Genomic DNA, 21,976 nt, shown 5'->3' with positions numbered 1-21,976 from the left:
GGCCGCGTCGCGAGGCGCGGCCCCTACCGGTTCACCTCCGCGGTCAGTCGCGGGTCCCGCGAGGAGGAGCCGACCGAGATCCGGTACGCGCCCCCGGCCGTCCGCCAGCCCGCGTCCCAGTGCTGGAAGCTGCGGGCGTCGAGCACGGCCGTGACCCGTCCCGCCTCCCCCGGCGCCAGCTCCACCCGGGCGAAGCCGCGCAGATTGTTCGGCGGTTCCCCGGTCTCCGCCGGCTGGCCCACGTACACCTGCGACACCTCCGCGCCGGCGCGGCTTCCGGTGTTCGTGACCGTCCAGCTCACGCGCACGTTCCCGGCCCGGTCCGGCGCCGAGACCGCCAGCTCCGAGTACGCGAACGACGTGTACGACAGCCCGTACCCGAACGGGAACAGCGGTGTCACGCCCCGCGCGTCGTACCAGCGGTAGCCCACCTCGAGCCGTTCCGAATACTCGCCGCCGGGCCAGCGCTCGCGGGAGGCCGTCGGCAGGTCCCGCAGCGAGCGCGGGAACGTCACCGGGAGCTTGCCGGAGAAGTTCACGTCGCCGAAGAGCAGGCGGGCGAGGGCGTGGCCGTACTCCTGCCCCGGATACCACGCCGCCACGATCCCGCCGACCCGGCCGGCCCACGGCATCGCCACCGCCGAGCCGCTGTTGACCACCACGACCGTGCGCGGGTTGGCCTCGGCGACGTCGCGTACCAGCCGGTCCTGGTCGGCGGACAGGCCGATGCCCGGCAGGTCCGCGCCCTCGGTCCCGTACCTGCCGACCACCACGACCGCCAGGTCGGCCCGGCCCGCGGCGGCGACCGCGTCGTCGTGCAGCCGCTGCCCGGGCAGCGTCCAGCCGAGGGTCAGCATGGCGTCGCCGGTGAACTGGGCGTGCTCCACCTCGATCGGCACGGGCCGGCCCGCGGTCAGCGTCGCCGTCCCGGTGCGGGTGCGGCGGCCCGCCTCGGCCCAGCCGTGGTCGACGATCGTGCGCCCGCCGACGCGCAGGCGGGCGCCGTCGGTGGCGGTCAGCGAGAACGTGTAGGTGCCGGTCTCCGGCGGGGTGACGGTGCCGGTCCAGCGCGCCGACCAGTTGTCGGTCAGGCCGATGCCGGCGTCGCCGCGGCGCCAGTCCGCGTCGAGCGACGCGACCGTGCGGGTGGCGACGGGCGCACCGGCGGGGGTGGCGCCGGCGAAGAATTCCCCGCGCAGCTCGGCGCTGAGCAGGGGCAGGGCGCCGTCCGAGCGTACGGTGCCGGGCTCGTAGGTCACCTCGGCCGCGGCGCCGGCCCGCTCCCTGAGTCCCCGGTACGGCGTGACCACGTACGGCGCGTTCACCCGGGCGCTGCCGCCACCCTGGCTGATCACGCTGGTGTCGCCCCCGCTGCCGAGGACGGCGATCGAGCGTACGCCCGGGCCCACCGGCAGCAGGCCGTCGTTCTTCAGCAGCACGCTGCCCTGTTCCGCCACCCGGCGGGCCACCGCCGCGTGGGCGTCGCCGGTGACCACCGCGTCGAGCCGCCCGGTCGGCCGCCGGTCGAGGAGCCCGTGCCGGACCATCGCGGTCAGGATCCGGCGCACGTGCTCGTCGACCCGCACCTCGCCGCGCCCGGCCGCGGCCTCCAGCGGCGCGCCGAAGAAGCGGTCGTCGGGCATCTCCATGTCCAGGCCGTTCTCGGCCGACGCGACGGTCGAGTGGGTCGCTCCCCAGTCGGACGTGACGAACCCCTCGAAGCCGAACTCGTCGCGGAGGATGCGCTGCTGCAGCTCGCCGTTCTCGCAGGCGTACGTGCCGTTGACGGGGTTGTAGCCGCACATCACCGAGTCGGTCCCGGCCGCGATCGCCGCCTCGAACGCGGGCAGGTAGATCTCGCGCAGGGTCCGCTCGTCGACCCGGGCGTCGCTGCCGTACGTGTTGCGGGCGGTCTCCTGGTTGTAGGCGGCGAAGTGCTTGACCTGCGCCATCGGCCCCTCGGCGCGGATGGCCACGATCTCCGCGGCGGCGGCCCGGCCGGCCAGGTACGGGTCCTCGCCCAGCGACTCGAACGCGCGGCCCCAGCGCGGGTCGCGGACGATGTTCACGGTGGGCGCGAGCGCCACGTTCGCGCCCTTGGCCCACTGCTCGGCGCCGATGACCTGCCCGTACGCCCGCATCAGCCCGGGGTCCCAGGCCGCCGCCGCGGCCACCGGGGCGGGCAGCTGGGTCACGCCGGTGGTGCCGTTGCCCACCCCGACCGGGCCGTCCTGCAGCCGCAGGGGCGGGATGCCGAGCCGCGGGATGCCGTCGACGCAGCCGATGTACCCGCACGGGGCGCCGCCGCGCATCAGGGTCAGCTTCTCGGCCAGGGTCATCCGCGCCATCAGCGCCGCCACCCGCCGTTCCACCGACGGGCGCCGCTCGCTGCCGCCCACGCCGGCCAGCGTCGCGCCGGCCAGCAGGACCACCGCCACGGCCGCACGCCCCAGCCGCATGAGCAGCCCCTCCTGTCCCATCGGGCACCGGCGCACGAGCCTAACGCCCCGGGGCGCGGCTCATGATCGCGAGATCATCACCCGTCCGGGAGAATGATTAGGTGAGTGTCGAGACGACGTTGCTGTTCATCCTTGCTTGCGTGGCGGTGGTGGTCGCGGTCCGCTGGTTCGCCGACCGTACCGGCCTGCCCGCCGCCGCCCTCCTGACCCTCCTGGGCATCCTCTACGCCCTGCTTCCCGGGCCGAACGTGGAACTCGAGCCCGAGCTGATCCTGACCCTGGTCCTGCCGCCGCTGCTCTACAACGCGGCACTGGACTCCTCACTCGTGGACATCCGGCGCAACCTGCGTACGGTCATCAGCCTGTCGGTGGTCCTGGTTCTGCTGACCGCCCTGCTGATCGGCGTCGGCTTCCACTACCTCGTGGCCGGCGCGACGCTGGCCGCCGGGGTGGCGCTGGGGGCCGCGGTGGCCCCGCCCGACCCGGTCGCCGCGCTGGCGGTGGGCAAGAAGGTGGGTCTGCCCCGCAACATCGTCACCCTCGTGCAGGGCGAGGGACTGCTCAACGACGCGACCGCGCTGACCCTGCTCAGCGTCGCCATCTCCGCCGCGGTGGGCCAGGAGTTCTCCTTCTCGGCCGCGGTGGGCGAGTTCGTCATCTCGGCCGCGGGCGGGGTGATCGCCGGCATCGTCGTCGCGTACGCGGTCCGGGCGGCCCGGCCGATCCAGCACGACCCGCTGATCGCGAACGCCGTGTCGCTGGCCACGCCGTTCGTGGCGTACCTGGCCGCCGAGCGGGTGCACGTCTCCGGCGTGCTGGCCGTGGTCGTGGCCGGGCTGATCGTCGGCCACGACGCGCCCCGGCTGAGCTCCGGGGCCAGCCGGCTCCAGGTCAGCGCGGTCTGGCGGCTCGTCGACTTCCTCCTCGAGGGCCTCGTCTTCCTGCTGATCGGCCAGCAGCTGCCGTGGGTGATCGAGGGGCTGTCGGAGTACGAGACGTCCACGATCGTCATCGCGGTGGCGGTGTCGACGGGCGTGGTTCTGCTGCTCCGGCCGCTCTTCCTGGTGCTGACCCAGATGCTGCCGCGCTCGATGCACGCCCGGCTCGGCGGGGACCCGGCCGCCGAGCAGAGCAACAGCGAACGCGAGCGCCGCCTGGACGGCAAGGAGATCACCGCGCTGACCTGGTCCGGCACCCGGGGCGTGATCACCCTGGCCGCCGTCTTCACCATTCCGCACCACACCGACGCCGGGCTGCCCTTCCCGGACCGGGACCTGCTGTTGTTCTGCGCGTTCGTGGTCGTCCTGGTTACCCTGGTCGGACAGGGCATCACGTTCGCACCCCTGGTCCGCATGCTGGGCCTCAAGGCGAACGAGGCGGACAAGGTGCGGCTGCGCAACGAGGCTCGCTCGGCGTCGGTGCAGGCCGCGCTCGACCGGCTGGACGAGATCCACCTGCAGCGGCACGACCACGTGGAAGACCAGGCCATCGAGACGATGCGCAAGCAGCTCGACTCCCGCCTGGAGCGTTACCGCCGCCGCCTGGACCTGCTCGAGCAGTCGGACTCCGACGAGGTCCCCGTCTCGCCGCAGTACGAGGCCGCGCTGAAGGTGCGCCGCTCGGTCATCGACGCCCAGCGCGAGGAGTTGCTGCGCTGGCGCGACGCGGGCCGGCTCTCGGACGAGGGGATGCGGGTGCTCGAACGCGAACTCGACCATGAGGAACGTCTCCTACCCGATCGGCCACGCGATGGATGATCTGATCCGCCTGTTCCGCCGGTGCCACCGCCTCGAGGAGGTGCTGGTCGCCGGCTACGGCGATCTCAGCAGCAGCCCCGAGCGGGTGGTGCTCTACCCCAAGCAGGTCTTCATCGGCGCGCCCGGTCAGGGCTACCTCAGCCTGACCGCGGCCGAGACCGGCCGCTGGCTGCGCATCGGGCCCGCCACCGAACCGGTGGTGCACCCCGACCTGGACGCGGAGGACCAGCTGCGGGGCGTGCTGGTCGACCTGACGAGCGTGTACCTCAGCGTCTACCGGGCGCTGGAGTGCAAGGCGGTCACGCTGTACGTGGACGACGACTTCGCCGACGGGCAGGTCCGCGGGCTGGCCTTCCAGCTCGACGACGGCACGAGCCTGGTCGTCGACCCGGCCACGGTCGACGGCATCACGCTGGGCGACGAGCGGGATCTGTGGCGGATCGCGGACAACCGGGACGTCCGTGCCGTGGAGATCTCGGTCGGCTGAGCCGGCGGACTATCCGAGCAGGCGGTCGGCCCGGCGGACCGCGGCCCGCGGGCTGCTGAACACGGGTTTGCCCAGGTCGGCGAGGAGAACCTCGGCGGCGGCCATGCTGGCCTGGGCCAGCACGACGACGTCCACGTCGAGGGTGCGGGCGTGCTCGGCGATGCGGCGGGCGTAGCCGTCGAGGTCGCCGGACTCGAACAGCGGCCAGGCGTCCAGGCACGGCGCCTCGACGATCCGGGTGCCGGGGCCGGCGTACGAGGCCAGCAGGTCCACGGTCGGCGTGAGCGTCGAGGCCACCGCGGCGACGACGCCGATCCGGCGGCCCGCGGCCACCGCCGCCTCCGCCATCGGCCGGTCCACCCGCAGCACCGGCACGCCCACCTCGGCGCTCAGCCGTTCGGCGTGCCCGCTCAGCGTGGAACAGGTGCAGACGATGAGCCCGGCGCCCGCGGCGGCCACCTGGCGCAGCCGGCCCCGCAGCCGGTCGCGGAGGTCGTCGTCGACGCCGCGCTCGCGGGCCCCGGTGAGCAGGGCCTCGTCGACCACGTGCACGTCGTCGCGGCCGGGGGCGAGCTCGCGGACGAGGGTGCGGAACGTGCCCACGTGCACGTCCGCGGTGTGCAGGAACCCGATCGTCGCCATCGGCCCAGCGTGCCCGACGGCGCCGGCATCGTCCCAGGGGTGGCCGGGATCGCCGCGGAAGAGGCGGTCCAGGGCGGCGATCCCGTCACGGAGTGGTGAAGTCCGCGAGGACGACGTGCAGCCGGCGAGGGCCGTGCACCCCCTCGACCCGGTTGAGCTCGATGTCGCTGGTGGCCGACGGGCCGCTGATCCAGGTGAGCGGGCGCGTCGGGTCCAGGCGGGCGATCGCGTCCGGCACGGCGGCCACGACCTGATCGGTACGGACCACGCAGATGTGCAGGTCGGGCAGGAGGGACACGACCCGCCGCCCCTGGTCGGGCGAGCCGTCGAGGACGATCGTCCCGGTCTCGGCCACCGCGACCGTGGCGGCGGTCAGGACCGCGTCGGCGTCGTGCTCGTCGGTGACCAGTTCGGCGCCGGGCGGCAGCCAGGACGGGTCGACGCCGGGCGGCACCACGAGCCGGCCCGGATCCAGCGAGGCGACGACCGACGCGATGTCGCCCGTACGGTGGACGACCGCCTTGTAATCGACGAGCCGGTCGACGAGCACCTCGAGGTCGGCGGCCCGGCTGCCGGCCGGCCGGTAAGCGCGCGGCACCTCCGGCACGGGGGTGTCGCCGAGGGCCGCCCGGACCCGGCCGAGGATCAGATCGCGGCTGCTCATCGGCGCGCCCACCAGTCGCGGAAGGTCTCCGCTGGCGGCTCCGGCAGGTCGCGGCTCGCGGTCCAGCCGTTCAGGGGCGGGGGCAGGTGCTTCAGGCGCCCGCTCAGCTTCGCGGCATGCTGCGCGCGGGTGTAGAGCGCCGGGTGGTCCATCGTGTACGCGGCCGCCGCCATCGCGATCCGTTCCGTACGCGGATGCGGGGCCTTGTTCCGCAGATGCACCAGCAGCGACGGGATGTCGATCCGCACCGGGCAGGCGTCGAAGCACGCGCCGCAGAGCGAGGACGCGTACGGCAGCGACGCATTGTCGGCCACGCCGGTGAGCTGCGGCGACAGCACCGCGCCGATGGGCCCCGGATACACCGACCCGTACGCGTGCCCCCCGGTCCGCTCGTAGACCGGGCACACGTTGAGGCAGGCGGAGCAGCGGATGCAGTGCAGCGCCTGGCGCCCCACCTCGTCGGCGAGCACCGCCGTGCGCCCGTTGTCGAGCAGCACCAGGTGGAAGCTCTGCGGCCCGTCGCCCGGCGTCACCCCGGTCCACATCGACGTGTACGGGTTCATCCGCTCCCCGGTCGACGCCCGCGGCAGCAGCTGAAGGAACACCTCCAGGTCACGCCAGGCGGGCACCACCTTCTCGATGCCCATGACGGTGATCAGCGTCTCCGGCAGCGTCAGGCACATCCGGCCGTTGCCCTCGGATTCGAGGACGACCAGCGTGCCGGTCTCCGCCACCGCGAAGTTCGCCCCGGACACCGCGACCGGCGTGCTCAGGAACGTCTCGCGCAGGTAGCGCCGGGCCGCCGCGGCCAGCGTCGCCGGATCGTCGGTCAGGCCGGGGTCGACGCCCGGCATCTCCCGCAGGAAGATCTCCCGGATCTCCGCGCGGTTGCGGTGGATCGCCGGCACCAGGATGTGGCTGGGCTTGTCGTCGCCCAGCTGGACGATCAGCTCGGCGAGGTCCGTCTCGACCGGCGCGATCCCGGCCTCCGCCAGGGCCTCGTTGAGGCCGATCTCCTGGGTCGCCATCGACTTGACCTTGATGACGCGCCGCTGGCCGGTGGCCCGGACCAGGTCGGTGACGATCCGGTTGGCCTCGTTCGCGTCCGCGGCCCAGTGCACCACGCCGCCGGCCGCGGTGACCTTCTCCTCGAGCTGTTCGAGCAGCTCGGGCAGGCGGGCCATGGTGGCGGCCTTCAGCGCCGAGCCGGCCGCGCGCAGCTCCTGCCAGTCGGGCAGCTCCGCGACGACCGCCCCCGACTTGCGGCGGATCGTGCCGGTGGCGTGGCCGAGGTTGCGGCGCAGCTGGTCGTCGGCCAGCGCCTTGTGCGCGGCCGCCGGGAACGGCTCGTCGCCGCGCAGGTTTCCCACGCCGCGGGGTGCGGTCGCCGGCATCCCCAGGAACGTCCGGGTCATGACTCCTCCGTCGCGGCGAGGATCTCGGCCAGGTGCACGGTACGCACCCCGGCGTCCATCCGGGAGAGCCCGCCGCCGATGTGCATCAGGCAGGACGCGTCGCCGGCCGTGCAGACCTCCGCGCCGGTGTCGAGCACGTGGCGCATCTTGTCGGCGAGCATCGCGGTGGAGGTCTCGGCGTTCTTCAGGGCGAACGTGCCGCCGAACCCGCAGCACTGGTCCGCGTCGGGCAATTCGACGAGTTCCATGCCGCGTACGTGCCGCAGCAGCCGCAACGGCTTGTCGCCGACCCGGAGCATCCGCAGCGAGTGGCACGTCGGGTGGTACGTGACCCGGTGCGGATACCACGCCCCGACGTCCTCCACCCCGAGCACGTCCACGAGCAGCTCGGACAGCTCGTACGTCCGCGACGCCACGTCCTCGGCCCGGGCCGCCAGCGACGCCTCCCCCGCCGCCCGGGCCACCGTCGCGTGCTGGTGGCGTACCGAGCCGACGCACGATCCGGACGACGCCACCACCACGTCGTACGGGGCGAAGGTGCGCACATGGCGGCGTACCAGGGGAAGTGCGTCCCTCTGGTATCCGGTGTTGATGTGCATCTGGCCGCAGCACGTCTGGCCCGGCGGGAAGACGACCTCGTGCCCGAGCCGTTCCAGCAGCCGGACCGTGGCCTTGGCCGCCGCCGGGAACAGGGTGTCGGCCAGGCAGGTCACGAACAGGGCTATCCGCACGTCAGACCCCCACTTCGCGCTCTACCGCCCGCCACGCCGCCTCGTCGCCGCGCGGCTCGTAGCGCACGATCTGCTGAGTCTGCCGCAGAAGGGCCCGCAATGCCGAGAGGTCGCCGCCGATCACCCCGGCGGCGCGGGCCTGGACCAGCACGTTGCCCAGGGCGGTGGCCTCGACCGGCCCGGCGAGTACGGGCAGCCCGCACGCGTCCGCGGTGAGCCGGCAGAGCAGCTCGTTGCGGGCCCCGCCGCCGACGATGTGCACGGCGTCGACGTGCCGGCCGGACAGCCGCTGGGCCTGGAACACCGCCCGACGATGAGCCAGCGCGAGACTGTCGAGGATGCAGCGGACGGTCTCCGGCCGGTCCAGCGCGCGGCCGGCCCGCCGGCTGATCCGCCCGGCCATGTCGCCGGGCGGGAGGAAGACTGGGTCGTCGAGGTCCACCACGGCGGCGAACGCGGGTACGCCCTCCGCCGCCCGCAGCAGCTCCGGGAGTGCGGGCCGGCCCCACTCGCGCAGGCACTCCTGGAGCGGCCACAACCCCATCACGTTGCGCAGGTAGCGGACGGTGCCGTCGACGCCGCCCTCGTTGGTGAAGTTGGCGAGCCGCGACTCCTCGGTCAGCACGGGCGCGTCCAGCTCGACCCCGACCAGCGACCACGTGCCGCACGACACGTACGCGAAATGCTCCCCCTCGGCCGGCACCCCCACGACGGCCGAGGCGGTGTCGTGCGAGCCCACCGCGATGACGTCGGCCGGCCCGATCCCGGTGTCGGGCAACACCGGGCCGATCACCTCGCCGGGCCGCCGCAGCTGCGGGAACAGCTCCGGGCGGATGCCGAGGGTCTCCATCAGGCCGGTCGCCCAGGTGCCCGAGCGTACGTCGAGCAGCTGGGTGGTCGACGCGTTGGTGAGCTCGGCACCCACCTCCCCGGTCAGCCAGTACGCGATCAGGTCCGGGATCATCAGCAGCTGCCGGGCGGCGTCGAGCTGCGGGGTGCCGGCGGCCGCGACGAGCTGGTAGATCGTGTTGAACGGTAGCTTCTGCAGGCCGGTCCGGGCGTACAGGTCCGGCTCGGGGACGACGGCGGCGACCTCGGCCGCGATCCGTTCGGTGCGGGCGTCGCGGTAGTGCACCGGGTTGCCGAGCAACGCCCCGCTCGCGTCCAGCAGGCCGTAGTCGACCGCCCACGAGTCGATCCCGATGCCGTCCACCGGGCCGGCCGCGCGCAGGCCCTCGAGCACCCCGCGGTAGAGCGCGAGGATGTCCCAGTGCAGGGTGCCGCCGGCGCGTACCGGCTCGTTCGGGAAGCGCTGCACGGCGGTCAGGTCCAGGGCGCCGGGGGCGACGCGGCCGGCCATGACCCGTCCGCTGGACGCGCCGAGGTCGACCGCCGCGAAGGTCCTCACCGCAGGAACGCAGCCGCGACGCCGGCGTCCACCGGCACGTGCAGGCCGGTGGTGTGCGACAGCTCGCCCCCGGTCAGCACGAACACGGCGTTGGCCACGTGCTCCGGCAGGACCTCGCGCTTGAGCAGGGTGCGCTGGGCGTAGAACTCGCCGAGCTTCTCCTCGGGTACGCCGTACACCGCCGCCCGCTGCGCGCCCCAGCCGCCGGCGAAGATGCCGGAGCCGCGGACCACGCCGTCGGGGTTGACGCCGTTGACCCGGATGCCGTGCCCGCCCAGCTCGGCGGCGAGCAGCCGGACCTGGTGCGCCTGGTCGGCCTTGGCGGCGCCGTACGCGACGTTGTCGGGCCCCGCGAACAGCGAGTTCTTGCTGGAGATGTAGACGATGTCGCCGCCCATCCCCTGCGCGATCAGCACCCGGGCGGCGGCCCGGGACACCAGGAACGAGCCCTTCGCCATGACGTCGTGCTGCAGGTCCCAATCGGCCTCGGTGGTCTCCAGCAGCGGCTTCGAAACGGACAGGCCGGCGTTGTTCACCACCAGGTCGATTCCGCCGAAGGCGAGGGTCGCGCGGGCCACCGCCTCGGCGACGGCGGCCTCCGAGGTGACGTCGGCCGCCACCGCCACGGCCACGTCCGGACCGCCGATCTCGGCGGCCACCGCGGCCGCAGAGCCGGCGTCGCGGTCGGCCACCACCACGCACGCGCCCTCGGCGGCGAGCCGCAGCGCGATCGCCCGCCCGATGCCCGAGCCGCCGCCGGTGACCAGCGCGATGCGGGTCGCGAGCGGCTTCGGCTTCGGCTTCCGCCGCAGCTTGGCCTCCTCGAGCGCCCAGTACTCGATGCGGAACTTCTCCGACTCGTCGATCGGCGCGTAGGTGGAGACCGATTCGGCGCCGTGCATGACGTTGATCGCGTTGACGTAGAACTCGCCGGCCACCCGCGCGGTCTGCTTGTCGGCCCCGACGCTGAACATGCCGACGCCGGGCACCAGCACGATCGCCGGGTCGGCGCCCCGCATCGCCGGGCTGTCGGCCGTGGCGTGCCGTTCGTAGTAGGCCCGGTAGTCGTCGCGGTAGGCCGCGTGCAGCTCGCGGAGCCGCGCTTCGACCTGCTCCAGCGGCGCGTCGGGCGCGGTGTCCAGAACCAGGGGCTTCACTTTGGTACGCAGGAAGTGGTCGGGACACGAGGTGCCGAGCGCCGCCAGGGCGGGCATCCGCTCCCGCCCCACGAAGTCGAGGACGACGTCGCTGTCGGTGTAGTGGCCCACCTGCGGCCGATCCGTCGACACGAGTCCCCGCACGATCGGGAAGAGCACGGCGGCCCGTTCCCGCCGCGCCCGCTCGGCCAGCGGCGCGTGCACCAGCGCCCCGAACGGCTCGGCCCGCCCGTGCCCGGCCAGGTACGCCGCCGCCGTCTCGATGATCTCCCGCGACCGTGCCTCGCACTCCTCGCTGGTCGCGCCCCAGGCGGTGATCCCGTGCCCGCCGAGGATGACGCCGATGGCCCGGGGGTTTTCCCGTTGCACGGCCGCGATGTCCAGGCCCAGCTGGAAGCCGGGGCGGCGCCACGGCACCCAGAGCACCCGGTCACCGAAGATCTCCTTGGTCAGCGCGGGCCCGTCGGCGGCGGTGGCGAGCGCGATGCCCGCGTCGGGGTGCAGGTGGTCGACGTGCGGCGCCTCGACCAGGCCGTGCATGGCCGTGTCGATCGAGGGGACGGCACCGCCCCGGCCGTGCAGGCAGTAGTCGAACGCGGCCACCATCTCGTCCTCGCGCTCGATGCCCGGGTAGACGCCGGCGAGGGCCCGCAGCCGGTCGAGCCGGAGCACGGCCAGGCCGGGCTCCGTGAGCGTGCCGAGGTCGCCGCCGGAGCCCTTGACCCAGACGAGGTCCACCGGCGTGCCGGTCACCGGGTCGGTCTCCGCGCCCTTCGCGGACGTGTTCCCGCCCGCGTAGTTGGTGTTGCGGGGGTCGGCGCCGAGGCGGTTGCTGCGCCCGAGGAGTTCGCTGACTGCGGGGTGGGACATGGCCATCCTTCGATCGACACCATGAAACGTTTCACAGATGTCGAGCAGGTTACGGCCGCCGCCGCGCACGGGTCAAGGGCCGGGCAGGAACCGAGGCTCAGTGGGGCCGCGGCCGGGCCACCGTGGACGCCCGGGCCACCAGCTCGGGCACGAAGGAGAGCTGCTGGTGCCGGTGCTCGGGGTTCGTCGCCTCGTCGAGCACGAGCTGGGCGGCGGAGCGGCCGAGCTCCTGCCGCGGCTGCCGCACGGACGTGAGCGGCACCGCCGCCGCCGCGGCGAACTCGATGTCGTCGAAGCCCACGATCGCCAGGTCCTCGGGGACCCGCAGGCCGGCGCCGATGCCCTGCTGCAGCAGGCCGAGCGCGAGCAGGTCGTTGGCGCAGAAGGCGGCGGTCGGCCGGCGCCGGGCCGGGATGCCCGCGAGTCGCTCCCCCGCCGACCGCCCCTCGGCGACGGTGAGCGCCGACGTGGGCAGATAGGTCAGGTCGCCGGGCGGCAGGCCCAGCTCCGCCCAGATCTGCCGGGCCCCCTCGACCCGCTCGCGCACCTGGCCGATGCTCTCCGGGCCGCCGACCACCGCGACCCGGGTGTGCCCCTGCTCGGCGAGGTGCTCCACGGCGATCCGGCCGCCCAGCACGTCGTCGACCGCGACCGAGCAGGACGCACCGCCGGCGCCGACCCGGTCGACTATCACGATGGGGATGCCCCGCCGGCCGATCTCGGCGAGGTGCGGCGCCTCCGGGTCGACCGGGGTGATCAGCACGCCCTGCACCCGCTGCTGCATGAGCCGGTCGAGGTGCACGGCCTCGCGGTCGGCCCGGCCGTTGCTGTTGCAGATGAACAGCGAGAGGTCGGCGTCCTCGGCGGCGAGCTCGATGCCCTGCGCGACGTCGTGGAAGAACGGGTTGCTGCCGTCGAGCATCACGTACGCCAGCGTGCGGCTGGTGCCGGCGCGCAGCTGGCGGGCCGACTCGTTGCGGACGAAGCCGAGCTCGGCCATCGCCCGCTCGACTCGTTCGCGGGTGGCCGGGCTGACCACCTCCGGGCGGTTCATCACGTTCGAGACGGTGCCCAGGGAGACCCCCGCCGACGCGGCGACGTCCTTGACGGACGGGCTCCTGCCGTTGGCCACCAACTTCGCCCCCTTTGAAACGTTGAAGCGACATCGTACGGCACCCGCAACCCCTGCACGGCCCGTGTTTCCGAAAGGTTTCGACCTAGTGCTTGACACGTGTGATCGAGGCCACCTACGTTCGTCACACGCCGATGAAACATTTCAACGCCGACCACGGAGGTGGCCGTGAGCGCCTTGCTCGAGGTGCGCGACGTGACCAAGTCGTTCGGCGCCGTGGCCGCCGTCCAGGGTGTCAGCTTCTCCCTGTACGCGGGCGAGGCGCACGCCCTGGTCGGTGAGAACGGCGCCGGCAAGTCCACGATCGTCAAGATGCTGGCCGGGGTGCACCGGCCCGACACCGGCACGCTCGCGGTGCACGGCACCGAGACGGAGTTCGCCGGCCCCGCCGACGCGAAGGCCGCCGGCATCGCCGTGATCTACCAGGAGCCGACCCTCTTCCCGGACCTCTCGGTCGCGGAGAACATCGCGATGGGCAACCAGCCGCTGACCCGGCTCCGGCAGATCGACCGCCGGGCGATGACCGCGAACGCCGCCCGGCTCTTCACCCGGCTGGGCGTGCACATCGACCCCGGGCGCCCCGCGCGCGGACTGTCCATCGCCGACCAGCAGCTGGTCGAGATCGCCAAGGCGCTGTCCAGCGAGGCCCGCATCCTGATCATGGACGAGCCCACCGCGGCGCTCAGCGGCGTCGAGGTCGACCGGCTGTTCGCGGTCACCCGGGCACTGCGCGACGAGGGCGCCGCCATCATGTTCATCTCCCACCGGTTCGAGGAGATCACCGCCCTCTGCCAGCGGGTGACGATCATGCGCGACGGCCGGCACGTGTGCACCGAGCCGGTCAGCGAGCTCAGCGTCGACGACATGATCCGGCGCATGGTCGGCCGCGACCTGAGCGCGCTGTACCCCAAGCAGGAGGCGACCGTCGGCGAGACCGTGCTGGAGGTCGAGGGGCTGAGCCGCGAGGGCGTGTTCCGCGACATCAGCTTCACGGTCAAGGCCGGCGAGATCGTCGCGCTCGCCGGGCTCGTCGGCGCCGGCCGCTCCGAGGTCATGCAGGCCGTCTTCGGCGTCGACCGCTACGACCGGGGCACCGTCCGCTTTCTCGGCCGCAAGCTCAAGCCGGGCTCGCCGCGGGCGTCCATGGCGGCCGGGATGGGCCTGGTGCCCGAGGACCGGCGCCAGCAGGGCCTGATCATGGAGTTGTCCATCGAACGCAACGTGACGCTCCCCCGCTCCCGGGCGCTGGCCCGGCTGGGGCTCCTGCTCGGCGGCAGCGAACGGCGCGAGGCGGCGACCTGGACCGAGCAGCTCCGGACCAAGTTCGGCCGGCTCTCCGACCCGGTCGGCACCCTCTCCGGCGGCAACCAGCAGAAGGTCGTGCTCGCCAAGTGGCTGGCGACCGGGCCGAAGCTGCTCATCGTCGACGAACCCACGCGCGGCATCGACGTCGGCACCAAGGCCGAGGTCCACCGGCTGCTGTCGTCCCTGGCGGCACGCGGGCTCGCCGTCGTCATGGTCTCCTCCGAGCTCCCCGAGGTGCTCGGCATGGCGGACCGCATCATCGTCCTGCGCGAGGGCCACGTCGCCGCGCGGCTCACTCGCGACGAGGCCACCGAGGAGGCCGTCATGTACGCGGCAATGGGACAGCAGGTGAGCCCCTGATGGCCGCCCTCGCCACCACCCCACCGTCGAAGCGGGCCTTCGGCGCCCTGGTCAAGACCCGCGAGCTGGGCATCATCCTGGCCCTGGCGGCGCTCGTCGGCTACACCACGGTGAGCAACCCGCGCTTCCTGTCCGGGCAGAGCATCCGCGACATCCTGCTCAACACCGCCATCCTCGCCGTCATGGCCGCGGGCCAGGCGGTCGTGGTGATCACCCGCAACATCGACCTCTCCGTCGGCTCGGTGCTCGGCCTCAGCGCCTTCACCGTGGCGACGATGATGAGCGCGAACCCGGGCCTGCCGATGGTCGTCGCGCTCCTGGCCGGGCTCGCGGTGGGCGCGGTCGCCGGGGTGCTCAACGGGGTGCTGGTCCGCTACGGCCGGGTGCCCGCCCTGGTGGTCACGCTCGGCACGCTCTACATGTATCGCGGGATCACGTACTCGTGGGCCGGCGGCCAGCAGGTCAACGCGGACGAGCTGCCCCGGCACTTCCTGCGCTTCGCCAACGCCTCCGTCCTGGGCATCCCGTGGCTGGTGCTGATCGCGCTGGTCGTGGTCGGCGGCGTGTCCCTGGTCATGCGCAACTACCGGGTCGGCCGCGAGCTGTACGCGATGGGCTCCAGCCCGCAGGCGGCGGAACTCGCCGGCATCCGGGTGGCCCGCAACCTGCTCGGGGCGTTCACCGTCAGCGGCGCCCTGGCCGGGCTCGCCGGCGTGCTGTTCGCGGCCCGCTTCGGCACCGTGGACGCGGCGGCCGGCACCGGCTACGAGCTCAACGTCGTGGCCGCCGTGGTGGTCGGCGGCGTGGCGGTCTTCGGCGGCAGCGGCACGGTCTGGGGCGCCGGCCTCGGTGCCCTGCTGCTCACGGTCATCGGCAGCGCCCTGGCCGTCCTGGACATCGACCAGTTCTGGCAGCAGGCGATCGTCGGCGCGCTGATCCTGCTGGCCATCTGCGCCGACCGCCTGGTCGCGGTCCGCATCGCCCGCTCCCTGAGGAAGAGGGACAGCCATGTTTGAGCTGCGCAAGAGGCTCGCCAGCTGGGACAGCATCATCATCCTGCTCACGGCGGCGGTGCTGGTGGTGGCGTCGCTGGCCGTACCCAACTTCGGGACCAGCCGGAACTTCACCTTCCTCATCCTGGACCTGATGCCGATCGTGCTGGTCGCCCTCACGATGACGTTCATCATCGTGACCGGCGAGATCGACCTGTCGGTGGCGAGCACGCTGGGGCTGACCAGCTCCCTGATGGGCTGGTTCTGGAACAACGGGCTGTCCATCGAGACGATCGTCCCGCTCTGCATCGTGGTCGGCGCGGTGCTCGGCGCCTTCAACGGCTTCCTGGTCACCGGCCTGGGCCTGCCGTCGCTGGCGGTCACCATCGGCACCCTCGCGCTCTACCGCGGCCTCGCCTTCGTGGTGCTCGGCGACGGCGCGGTGGCGGACTTCCCGTACAACTACACCGCCTGGGTCACCGGCACGATCGGCGGCGGGGCCGTACCGAACGTGCTGATCGTGATCGTCGCCCTGGCCGTGGTCTTCGGCGTCGTCCTGCACGCGACGCCGTTCGGCCGCTCGCTCTACGCGATCGGCGCCAACGCCCAGGCCGCGCATTTCTCCGGCATCCGGGTGGCCCGGACCAAATTCTGGCTGTACGTGGCCAGCGGCGCGATCGCCGGCCTGGTCGGCGTGCTGTGGACGCTGCGCTACTCCAGTGCCCGCGCGGACAACGGCAGCGGTCTCGAGCTGGCCGTGGTCGCGGCCGTCCTGCTCGGCGGCGTCTCGATCTTCGGCGGCAAGGGCACGCTGCCCGGCGTCCTGGCCGGCGTGGTGCTGCTCGCCGCGCTGCAGAACGCGCTGCGCCTCCAGGACGTCTCCGGCCAGGCGCTGAACATCGTCACGGGCGCGTTGCTCGTGCTCTCCGTCCTGCTACCCAACCTCGCCTCCTCGATCCGCACCACGTGGCAGCGGCGGAGACTCCGCCAAGCCGCCGTTCACTGAATTCACCCTTCCTAGGAGTCCGTCATGCTTCGTTCGCACCGTCGACTACTCACCGCAGCCAGCGCCTCACTTCTCGTCCTCGGCCTCGCCGCCTGTGGCGGCACCACCAAGGACAACGCGTCCAAGGACAGCGGGGCCGCCGCGCCGGGCGGCGCCGTCGCCGACCCCAACGCCAAGCTCAAGGAGGGCCTGAAGATCGCGTACCTGCCCAAGCAGCTGAACAACCCGTACTCCGATGTGGAGACGGCCGGCGGCAAGGTGGCGGTGGACGAGCTCAAGGGCGTGTACAAGCTGGTCGGCCCGAACGACGCCAGCGCCTCGTCGCAGGTCAGCTACATCAACACGCTGATCCAGCAGCAGCAGGAGGTCATCGTGGTCGCGGCCAACGACCCCAACGCGGTCTGCCCGTCGCTCAACCAGGCCCGCCAGGCGAAGATCAAGGTCGTCTCCTTCGACTCGGACGCCTCCAAGGACTGCCGCGACGCCTTCATCAACCAGGCCACCACCCAGGGCATCGGCGAGAGCCTCGTCAAGATGGCCAACGAGCTGGCCGGCGGCGAGGGCGAGATCGCGATCCTCTCGGCCACCCCGAACGCCACGAACCAGAACGCCTGGATCGAGGTGATGAAGACCGAGCTGGCCAAGCCGGAGTACAGCAAGCTCAAGCTGGTGAAGACGGCGTACGGCAACGACGACGACCAGAAGTCGTTCCAGGAGGCGCAGGGCCTGCTGCAGTCGTACCCGAAGCTCAAGGTCATCGTCTCCCCCACCACCGTGGGCATCGCCGCGGCCTCGCGCTACGTCAGCTCCTCGAACTACAAGGGCAAGGTGGCGATCACCGGCCTCGGCCTGCCCAACCAGATGCGCGAGTACGTCAAGGACGGCACCGTGAAGAAGTTCGCGCTGTGGAACCCGGCCGACATCGGCTACCTGGCCGCCTTCGCCGGCGCCGCGCTCGCCTCCGGGCAGATCACCGGCAAGGAGGGCGAGAAGTTCACCGCCGGCAAGCTCGGCGAGTACACGATCGGCAAGGACGGCGAGATCGTCCTCGGCCCGCCGACCGAGTTCACCGCGCAGAACATCGACCAGTTCAACTTCTGACGGCATGTCCCGCTACTGCTTCCAGCTCACGGTCCGCCCCGAGCGGATCGAGGAGTACGTGGAGCGGCACAAGGCCGTGTGGCCCGAGATGCAGGACGCACTCCGGGCCACCGGCTGGCGCAACTATTCCCTGTTCCTGCGCCCCGACGGGCTGCTGATCGGCTACGTCGAGGCCGACGACCTCGAGGCGTCGGTGGCGGCGATGGCCGCCACCGACGTGAACGCCCGGTGGCAGGCGGAGATGGCGCCCCTCTTCGCGGGCACCGCCCCCGGCGAGGGGTTCCCCCTGCTCACCGAGGTCTTCCACCTAGAAGAAGAGAAGTGATCGCCATGGCTGACCTGGCCGCCGTCAAGCGTGCGCTCGCCGCCCAGCGCATCGAGACCCCGTCGTGGGCCTTCGGCAACTCCGGCACCCGGTTCAAGGTGTTCGCCCAGGCGGGCGTGCCGCGCAGCCCGCAGGAGAAGATCGCCGACGCCGCCGTCGTGCACAAGTTCACCGGGGTGGCGCCGACCGTCGCCCTGCACATCCCGTGGGACAAGGTGGACGACTACCGGGCCCTCGGCGAGTACGCGGCCTCGCTCGGCATCGGCATCGGCGCCATCAACACCAACGTCTTCCAGGACGACGACTACAAGCTCGGCTCGGTCACCAACCCGGATGCCGGCATCCGTCGCAAGGCCACCGACCACCTGCTCGAGGCCGTCGACATCATGGACGCCACCGGCTCCCGGGACCTCAAGCTGTGGTTCTCCGACGGCATCAACTACCCCGGCCAGGACGACCTGCGCAACCGGCAGGACCGGCTGGCCGCGGCGCTGCGCGAGGCGTACGACCGGCTCGGCGACCACCAGCGCATCCTGCTCGAGTACAAGCTCTTCGAGCCGGCCTTCTACGCCACCGACGTGCCCGACTGGGGCACCTCGTACGCCCACTGCGTCGAGCTCGGCGAGAAGGCGACGGTCTGCATCGACACCGGCCACCACGCGCCGGGCACGAACATCGAGTTCATCGTGGCGTTCCTGCTGCGCCAGAAGAGGCTCGGCGCCTTCGACTTCAACAGCCGCTTCTACGCCGACGACGACCTCATGGCCGGCGCCGCGGACCCGTTCCAGCTCTTCCGCATCATGTACGAGATCGTCCGCGGGGACGCGCTGGACCCCGCGTACGGTATCAACTTCATGCTGGACCAATGTCACAACATCGAGACGAAGATACCTGCCATCATCCGCTCGGTCCTGAACGTACAGGAGGCGACGGCCAAGGCCCTGCTCGTCGACCGCGCGGCGCTGACCAGGGCCCAGAACGACGGTAACGTCCTGGAGGCGAACAGCGTGCTGATGGACGCGTACAACACCGACGTGCGGCCGCTGCTCGCCGAGGTGCGCGCGGACCTGGGCCTCGACCCGGACCCGGTGCGCGCGTACCGGCGCAGCGGCTACCAGGAGCGGATCGTCGCCGAGCGCGTCGGCGGGCAGCAGGCCGGCTGGGGCGCCTGACCGGGACGTCACGACGGCGGTCGCCGCGCCCACCGTCCGGCGACGACCAGCGATTCAGGTGACCGGCCCGGGCGTGATCGCCCGGGGCCGGCCCGTTCAGGCGGCCTGATCCGGCGGGGGTGCGGCGCCGGTCATGATGGCTACCGCGTCCGACATGGAGTGGGAGGCCGGCGTGATGACGGCGACGCGGCGGCCCAGGCGCTGGATGTGGATGCGGTCGGCCACCTCGTAGACGTGGGGCATGTTGTGGCTGATCAGGATGACCGGCAGGCCGCGGTCGCGGACGTCGCGGATCAGTTGGAGGACGCGGTTGCCCTCCTTGACGCCGAGGGCGGCGGTCGGTTCATCGAGGATGACGACCTTGCTGCCGAAGGCGGCGGAGCGGGCCACGGCGACGGCCTGGCGCTGGCCGCCGGAGAGGGATTCGACGGCCTGGCCGATGTTCTGCAGGGTGCCGATGCCGAGTTCGGTCATGTGGCGGCGGGCCTCGGCGCGCATGTGGGACTTGTCGAGCATCCGGAAGACGGTGCCGAGCGGCCCGGTGCGGCGCTGTTCCCGGCCGAGGAACAGGTTGTCGGCGATGTCGAGGCCGGGGGCGACGGCGAGGGTCTGGTAGACGGTTTCGATGCCGGCCTCGCGGGCCTGCATCGGGTTGCGGAAGTGCACCGGCCGGCCGTCGAGGAGGATCTCTCCGCTGTCCGGGATCAGCGCCCCGGAGAGGGCCTTGATGAGGCTGGACTTGCCGGCGCCGTTGTCGCCGATGACGGCGAGGATCTCGCCGGCGTGCAGGTCGAGGTCGCTGCCGTCGATGGCGACGACCCGGCCGTAGCGTTTGGTCAGGCCGCGGGCCTGGAGGACCGGCGTGGTCATGCTTTCACCTTCCTGATCCACTGGTCCAGCGACACCGCGACGAGCACGAGCAGGCCGATCGCGAAGCCCTGCCAGACGACTTCGACCCCGCCGAGTTGCAGGCCGTTGCGGAACACGCCGACGATGAGGGCGCCGATCAGGGTGCCCAGGACGCCGCCGCGTCCGCCGAACAGGCTGGTGCCGCCGAGCACGACGGCGGTGATCGAGTCGAGGTTGTAGTCGACGCCGACGTTGGGGCTGGCCGACGCGAGCCGGCCGATGAGGATCCAGCCGCCGACGGCGTAGAGCAGGCCGGCGGTGGTGTAGACGGAGAACAGGACCCGGTTGGTACGGATGCCGGCGAGGCGGGCGGCCTCGATGTCGTCGCCGGTCGCGTACACGTGCCGGCCCCACGCGGTGGACTTCAGCGCGTAGAAGAAGTACGCGAACAGGGCGAGCATGATGATCGAGCCGTACGTGAGCCGGAAGCCGCCGATCGGGATCGTCGTGCCGGTCCAGGTCATGAGCGAGGGCATGTCCGCGCCGCGCACGGTCTCGCTCTCGGAGACGACCGCGTTGAGCGAGAAGAAGATCGTCAGGGTGCCGAGGGTGACGATGAACGGCGGCAGTTTGATCCGGGTCACGAGGAACCCGTTCAGCGCGCCCATGGCGGTGCCGCACGCGAATCCGAGGATCAGCGCGGGCACGCCGGGCATGCCGGCCTTCGTGCAGAAGTTGGCCATCAGGATCGACGAGAACACCGCGATCGCCCCGGCCGCCAGGTCGATTCCCGCGGTCAGGATCACCAGGGTCTGACCGAGCGCGAGGACCGCGATGACGGTGACCTGGGCCAGCACCAGGGAGAGGTTCGCCGCGGCGAAGAAGCGGGTGTTGACCAGCGAGAAGGCGATGATCGCCACGATCAGCACCGCGAGCGGGCCGAGGACCGGGTTGCCGTGCAGCAGGTGCTGCACCCGCGCCGCCGGCGACTCGTGCCGGTCGACCTCGAAATCGGTGGAAGTGCCGGTGGTGGTCATGGTCAGCCCCAGCAGTTCTGCTTGCCCCACGCGGAGTCCTTGGCCTCCACGCCGGCCTGCGGCTCGTCGGTGATCAGCTGCGCGCCGGTGTCCACGAAGTCCTTGCCCGCCGTCGCGCCCGGCTTCTCGCCGTCCTTCGCGAACTTGGCGATCGCCTCGACCCCGAGCTGGGCCATCTTCAGGGGGAACTGCATCGACGTGGCGCCGATGATCTTCTTGGACACGTTGTCCACCCCCGGGCAGCCGCCGTCGATCGACACGATCGTCACGTCCCGGTCCTTGCCGGCGGCCTTCAGCGCCTGGTACGCGCCCGCCGCGGCCGGCTCGTTGATCGTGTAGACCAGGTTGATCGACGGGTCCTTCTGCAGCAGGTTCTCCATCGCCGTACGGCCACCGTCCTCGGCGCCGTCGGTCACGTCGTGGCCCACGATCCGCGGGTCGCTCTCGTCGCCGATGCGGTTCGGGTCGCCGACCGGGATGCCGAAACCGTCCAGAAATCCCTGATCCCGCTTGACGTCCACGGACACCTGGTTGGCGTTGAGGTCCAGCATGGCGATCTTCGCCTGCTTGCCGTCCTTGTCGAACTTCGCCTTCGCCCACTGACCGATCAGCTTGCCGGCCTGGTAGTTGTCGGTGGCGAAGGTGGCGTCCACGGCGTTCGCCGGATCGGTGGGCGTGTCCAGCGCGATCACCAGCAGGCCCTGCTTCCGGGCGTTGTCGATCGAGGGCACGATCGCCTTCGAGTCGCTCGGCGTGATGAGGAAGCCCTTGGCGCCGGACGACATCAGGTTCTCGATCGCCTGCACCTGGGCCTCGTTGTCCCCGTCCTGCTTGCCGGCGAACGACTGTAGTTTCAGCCCCTGCTGCGTCGCGGCCTCCTGCGCGCCCTGCTTCATCTTGACGAAGAACGGGTTGGTGTCGGTCTTGGTGATCAGGCCGACGATGTCGCCGTCGCCCGCCTCGTCCCCGCACGCCGCGGCGCCCACGAGCAGAAGCCCGACGGCCAGCGCGGGCCCGATCCGCCCGCGCCTGATCAGCGATGATCCACGCATGTCTCCTCCAAATCGATTTAGCAGGAATCGAGAGACAACGTTGTCTTGCAGTAGA

19 protein-coding genes are annotated in these 21,976 nt (G+C 72.0%); 8 read left to right on the top strand and 11 right to left on the bottom strand.

Features of this window, described 5'->3' with window-relative positions:
• Positions 1–23: 23 nt before the first annotated feature.
• Positions 24–2,459: a beta-glucosidase gene (locus tag CLV70_RS36015; RefSeq protein WP_106131101.1), complete on the bottom strand. Its 2,436-nt coding sequence runs from the start codon at positions 2,457–2,459 to the stop codon at positions 24–26.
• Positions 2,460–2,560: 101 nt separating this feature from the next.
• Here CLV70_RS36015 and CLV70_RS36010 point away from each other — a divergent pair, with 101 nt between their 5' ends.
• Positions 2,561–4,216, top strand: a complete 1,656-nt coding sequence (locus CLV70_RS36010; RefSeq protein WP_106131100.1) for a Na+/H+ antiporter — start codon at positions 2,561–2,563, stop codon at positions 4,214–4,216.
• On the top strand, positions 4,209–4,703 hold the full coding sequence (locus CLV70_RS36005) for a hypothetical protein (RefSeq protein ID WP_106131099.1): 495 nt from the start codon (positions 4,209–4,211) through the stop codon (positions 4,701–4,703). Before CLV70_RS36010 ends, CLV70_RS36005 begins: the two co-directional genes overlap by 8 nt.
• 9 nt (positions 4,704–4,712) lie before the next feature.
• Here the strand turns inward: CLV70_RS36005 and CLV70_RS36000 are convergent, their stop codons facing one another.
• The 7 genes from CLV70_RS36000 to CLV70_RS35970 form a co-directional block, all read right to left on the bottom strand.
• Positions 4,713–5,345: an aspartate/glutamate racemase family protein gene (locus CLV70_RS36000; protein ID WP_106131098.1), complete on the bottom strand. Its 633-nt coding sequence runs from the start codon at positions 5,343–5,345 to the stop codon at positions 4,713–4,715.
• An 85-nt stretch (positions 5,346–5,430) separates the two neighbouring features.
• The gene (locus CLV70_RS35995) at positions 5,431–6,009 is read right to left on the bottom strand and encodes a LutC/YkgG family protein (protein ID WP_106131109.1); all 579 of its coding nucleotides are present in this window, start codon (positions 6,007–6,009) and stop codon (positions 5,431–5,433) included.
• Complete coding sequence (locus CLV70_RS35990; protein ID WP_106131097.1) at positions 6,006–7,424, bottom strand: lactate utilization protein B; 1,419 nt, start codon at positions 7,422–7,424, stop codon at positions 6,006–6,008. The genes CLV70_RS35995 and CLV70_RS35990 overlap by 4 nt, the downstream gene beginning before the upstream one ends.
• Positions 7,421–8,155: a (Fe-S)-binding protein gene (locus CLV70_RS35985; RefSeq protein ID WP_106131096.1), complete on the bottom strand. Its 735-nt coding sequence runs from the start codon at positions 8,153–8,155 to the stop codon at positions 7,421–7,423. The genes CLV70_RS35990 and CLV70_RS35985 overlap by 4 nt, the downstream gene beginning before the upstream one ends.
• A 1-nt stretch (position 8,156) precedes the next feature.
• Positions 8,157–9,563, bottom strand: a complete 1,407-nt coding sequence (locus tag CLV70_RS35980; protein ID WP_245908718.1) for a rhamnulokinase — start codon at positions 9,561–9,563, stop codon at positions 8,157–8,159.
• Positions 9,560–11,590: a bifunctional aldolase/short-chain dehydrogenase gene (locus CLV70_RS35975; RefSeq protein WP_211304025.1), complete on the bottom strand. Its 2,031-nt coding sequence runs from the start codon at positions 11,588–11,590 to the stop codon at positions 9,560–9,562. The genes CLV70_RS35980 and CLV70_RS35975 overlap by 4 nt, the downstream gene beginning before the upstream one ends.
• 97 nt (positions 11,591–11,687) lie before the next feature.
• Positions 11,688–12,722, bottom strand: coding sequence for a LacI family DNA-binding transcriptional regulator (locus CLV70_RS35970; RefSeq protein ID WP_106131094.1), 1,035 nt, complete (start codon positions 12,720–12,722; stop codon positions 11,688–11,690).
• A 168-nt stretch (positions 12,723–12,890) separates the two neighbouring features.
• On the opposite strand from CLV70_RS35970, the gene CLV70_RS35965 reads away from it, so the two are divergent.
• From CLV70_RS35965 to rhaI, 6 genes are read left to right on the top strand one after another with little or no spacing between them, the layout of a single operon-like run.
• Entirely contained in the window at positions 12,891–14,387 is a 1,497-nt protein-coding gene (locus CLV70_RS35965) for a sugar ABC transporter ATP-binding protein (protein WP_245908717.1), read from the top strand.
• Positions 14,387–15,403 carry an ABC transporter permease gene (locus tag CLV70_RS35960; protein WP_106131092.1) on the top strand — a complete coding sequence of 339 codons (1,017 nt, stop codon included), beginning with the start codon at positions 14,387–14,389 and terminating at the stop codon, positions 15,401–15,403. Before CLV70_RS35965 ends, CLV70_RS35960 begins: the two co-directional genes overlap by 1 nt.
• Entirely contained in the window at positions 15,396–16,385 is a 990-nt protein-coding gene (locus CLV70_RS35955; protein ID WP_106131091.1) for an ABC transporter permease, read from the top strand. The genes CLV70_RS35960 and CLV70_RS35955 overlap by 8 nt, the downstream gene beginning before the upstream one ends.
• Positions 16,386–16,409: 24 nt before the next feature.
• A complete protein-coding gene (gene rhaS, locus CLV70_RS35950) occupies positions 16,410–17,486 on the top strand; it encodes a rhamnose ABC transporter substrate-binding protein (protein ID WP_106131090.1) in 1,077 nt (358 codons plus the stop codon).
• 4 nt (positions 17,487–17,490) lie between these two features.
• Entirely contained in the window at positions 17,491–17,811 is a 321-nt protein-coding gene (locus CLV70_RS35945) for an L-rhamnose mutarotase (RefSeq protein ID WP_106131089.1), read from the top strand.
• A gap of 5 nt (positions 17,812–17,816) precedes the next feature.
• The gene (rhaI, locus tag CLV70_RS35940; RefSeq protein WP_211304024.1) at positions 17,817–18,983 is read left to right on the top strand and encodes an L-rhamnose isomerase; all 1,167 of its coding nucleotides are present in this window, start codon (positions 17,817–17,819) and stop codon (positions 18,981–18,983) included.
• Between the two features lie 96 nt (positions 18,984–19,079).
• On the opposite strand, the gene CLV70_RS35935 is transcribed toward rhaI, so the two are convergent.
• Genes CLV70_RS35935 through CLV70_RS35925 form a run of 3 tightly spaced genes read right to left on the bottom strand, consistent with a single transcriptional unit; the run spans position 19,080 to position 21,921 of the window.
• A complete protein-coding gene (locus CLV70_RS35935; protein WP_106131087.1) occupies positions 19,080–19,853 on the bottom strand; it encodes an ATP-binding cassette domain-containing protein in 774 nt (257 codons plus the stop codon).
• On the bottom strand, positions 19,850–20,899 hold the full coding sequence (locus CLV70_RS35930; protein WP_245908715.1) for an ABC transporter permease: 1,050 nt from the start codon (positions 20,897–20,899) through the stop codon (positions 19,850–19,852). The genes CLV70_RS35935 and CLV70_RS35930 overlap by 4 nt, the downstream gene beginning before the upstream one ends.
• Complete coding sequence (locus CLV70_RS35925; protein ID WP_106131085.1) at positions 20,872–21,921, bottom strand: sugar ABC transporter substrate-binding protein; 1,050 nt, start codon at positions 21,919–21,921, stop codon at positions 20,872–20,874. Before CLV70_RS35925 ends, CLV70_RS35930 begins: the two co-directional genes overlap by 28 nt.
• Positions 21,922–21,976: the final 55 nt, after the last annotated feature.

The organism is Pseudosporangium ferrugineum, from assembly GCF_003002065.1.
Lineage (GTDB): Bacteria > Actinomycetota > Actinomycetes > Mycobacteriales > Micromonosporaceae > Actinoplanes > Actinoplanes ferrugineus_A.
This window is presented reverse-complemented; position numbering and strand designations above follow the sequence as displayed.

Coding starts and splice junctions, on each gene's coding strand:
- CLV70_RS36015 (WP_106131101.1), bottom strand. CDS start 2,459: ATGCGGCTGGGGCGTGCGGCCGTGGCGGTGGTCCTGCTGGCCGGCGCG.
- CLV70_RS36005 (WP_106131099.1), top strand. CDS start 4,209: ATGGATGATCTGATCCGCCTGTTCCGCCGGTGCCACCGCCTCGAGGAG.
- CLV70_RS36000 (WP_106131098.1), bottom strand. CDS start 5,345: ATGGCGACGATCGGGTTCCTGCACACCGCGGACGTGCACGTGGGCACG.
- CLV70_RS35995 (WP_106131109.1), bottom strand. CDS start 6,009: ATGAGCAGCCGCGATCTGATCCTCGGCCGGGTCCGGGCGGCCCTCGGC.
- CLV70_RS35990 (WP_106131097.1), bottom strand. CDS start 7,424: ATGACCCGGACGTTCCTGGGGATGCCGGCGACCGCACCCCGCGGCGTG.
- CLV70_RS35975 (WP_211304025.1), bottom strand. CDS start 11,590: ATGTCCCACCCCGCAGTCAGCGAACTCCTCGGGCGCAGCAACCGCCTC.
- CLV70_RS35960 (WP_106131092.1), top strand. CDS start 14,387: ATGGCCGCCCTCGCCACCACCCCACCGTCGAAGCGGGCCTTCGGCGCC.
- CLV70_RS35955 (WP_106131091.1), top strand. CDS start 15,396: ATGTTTGAGCTGCGCAAGAGGCTCGCCAGCTGGGACAGCATCATCATC.
- rhaS (WP_106131090.1), top strand. CDS start 16,410: ATGCTTCGTTCGCACCGTCGACTACTCACCGCAGCCAGCGCCTCACTT.
- CLV70_RS35945 (WP_106131089.1), top strand. CDS start 17,491: ATGTCCCGCTACTGCTTCCAGCTCACGGTCCGCCCCGAGCGGATCGAG.
- rhaI (WP_211304024.1), top strand. CDS start 17,817: ATGGCTGACCTGGCCGCCGTCAAGCGTGCGCTCGCCGCCCAGCGCATC.
- CLV70_RS35935 (WP_106131087.1), bottom strand. CDS start 19,853: ATGACCACGCCGGTCCTCCAGGCCCGCGGCCTGACCAAACGCTACGGC.
- CLV70_RS35925 (WP_106131085.1), bottom strand. CDS start 21,921: ATGCGTGGATCATCGCTGATCAGGCGCGGGCGGATCGGGCCCGCGCTG.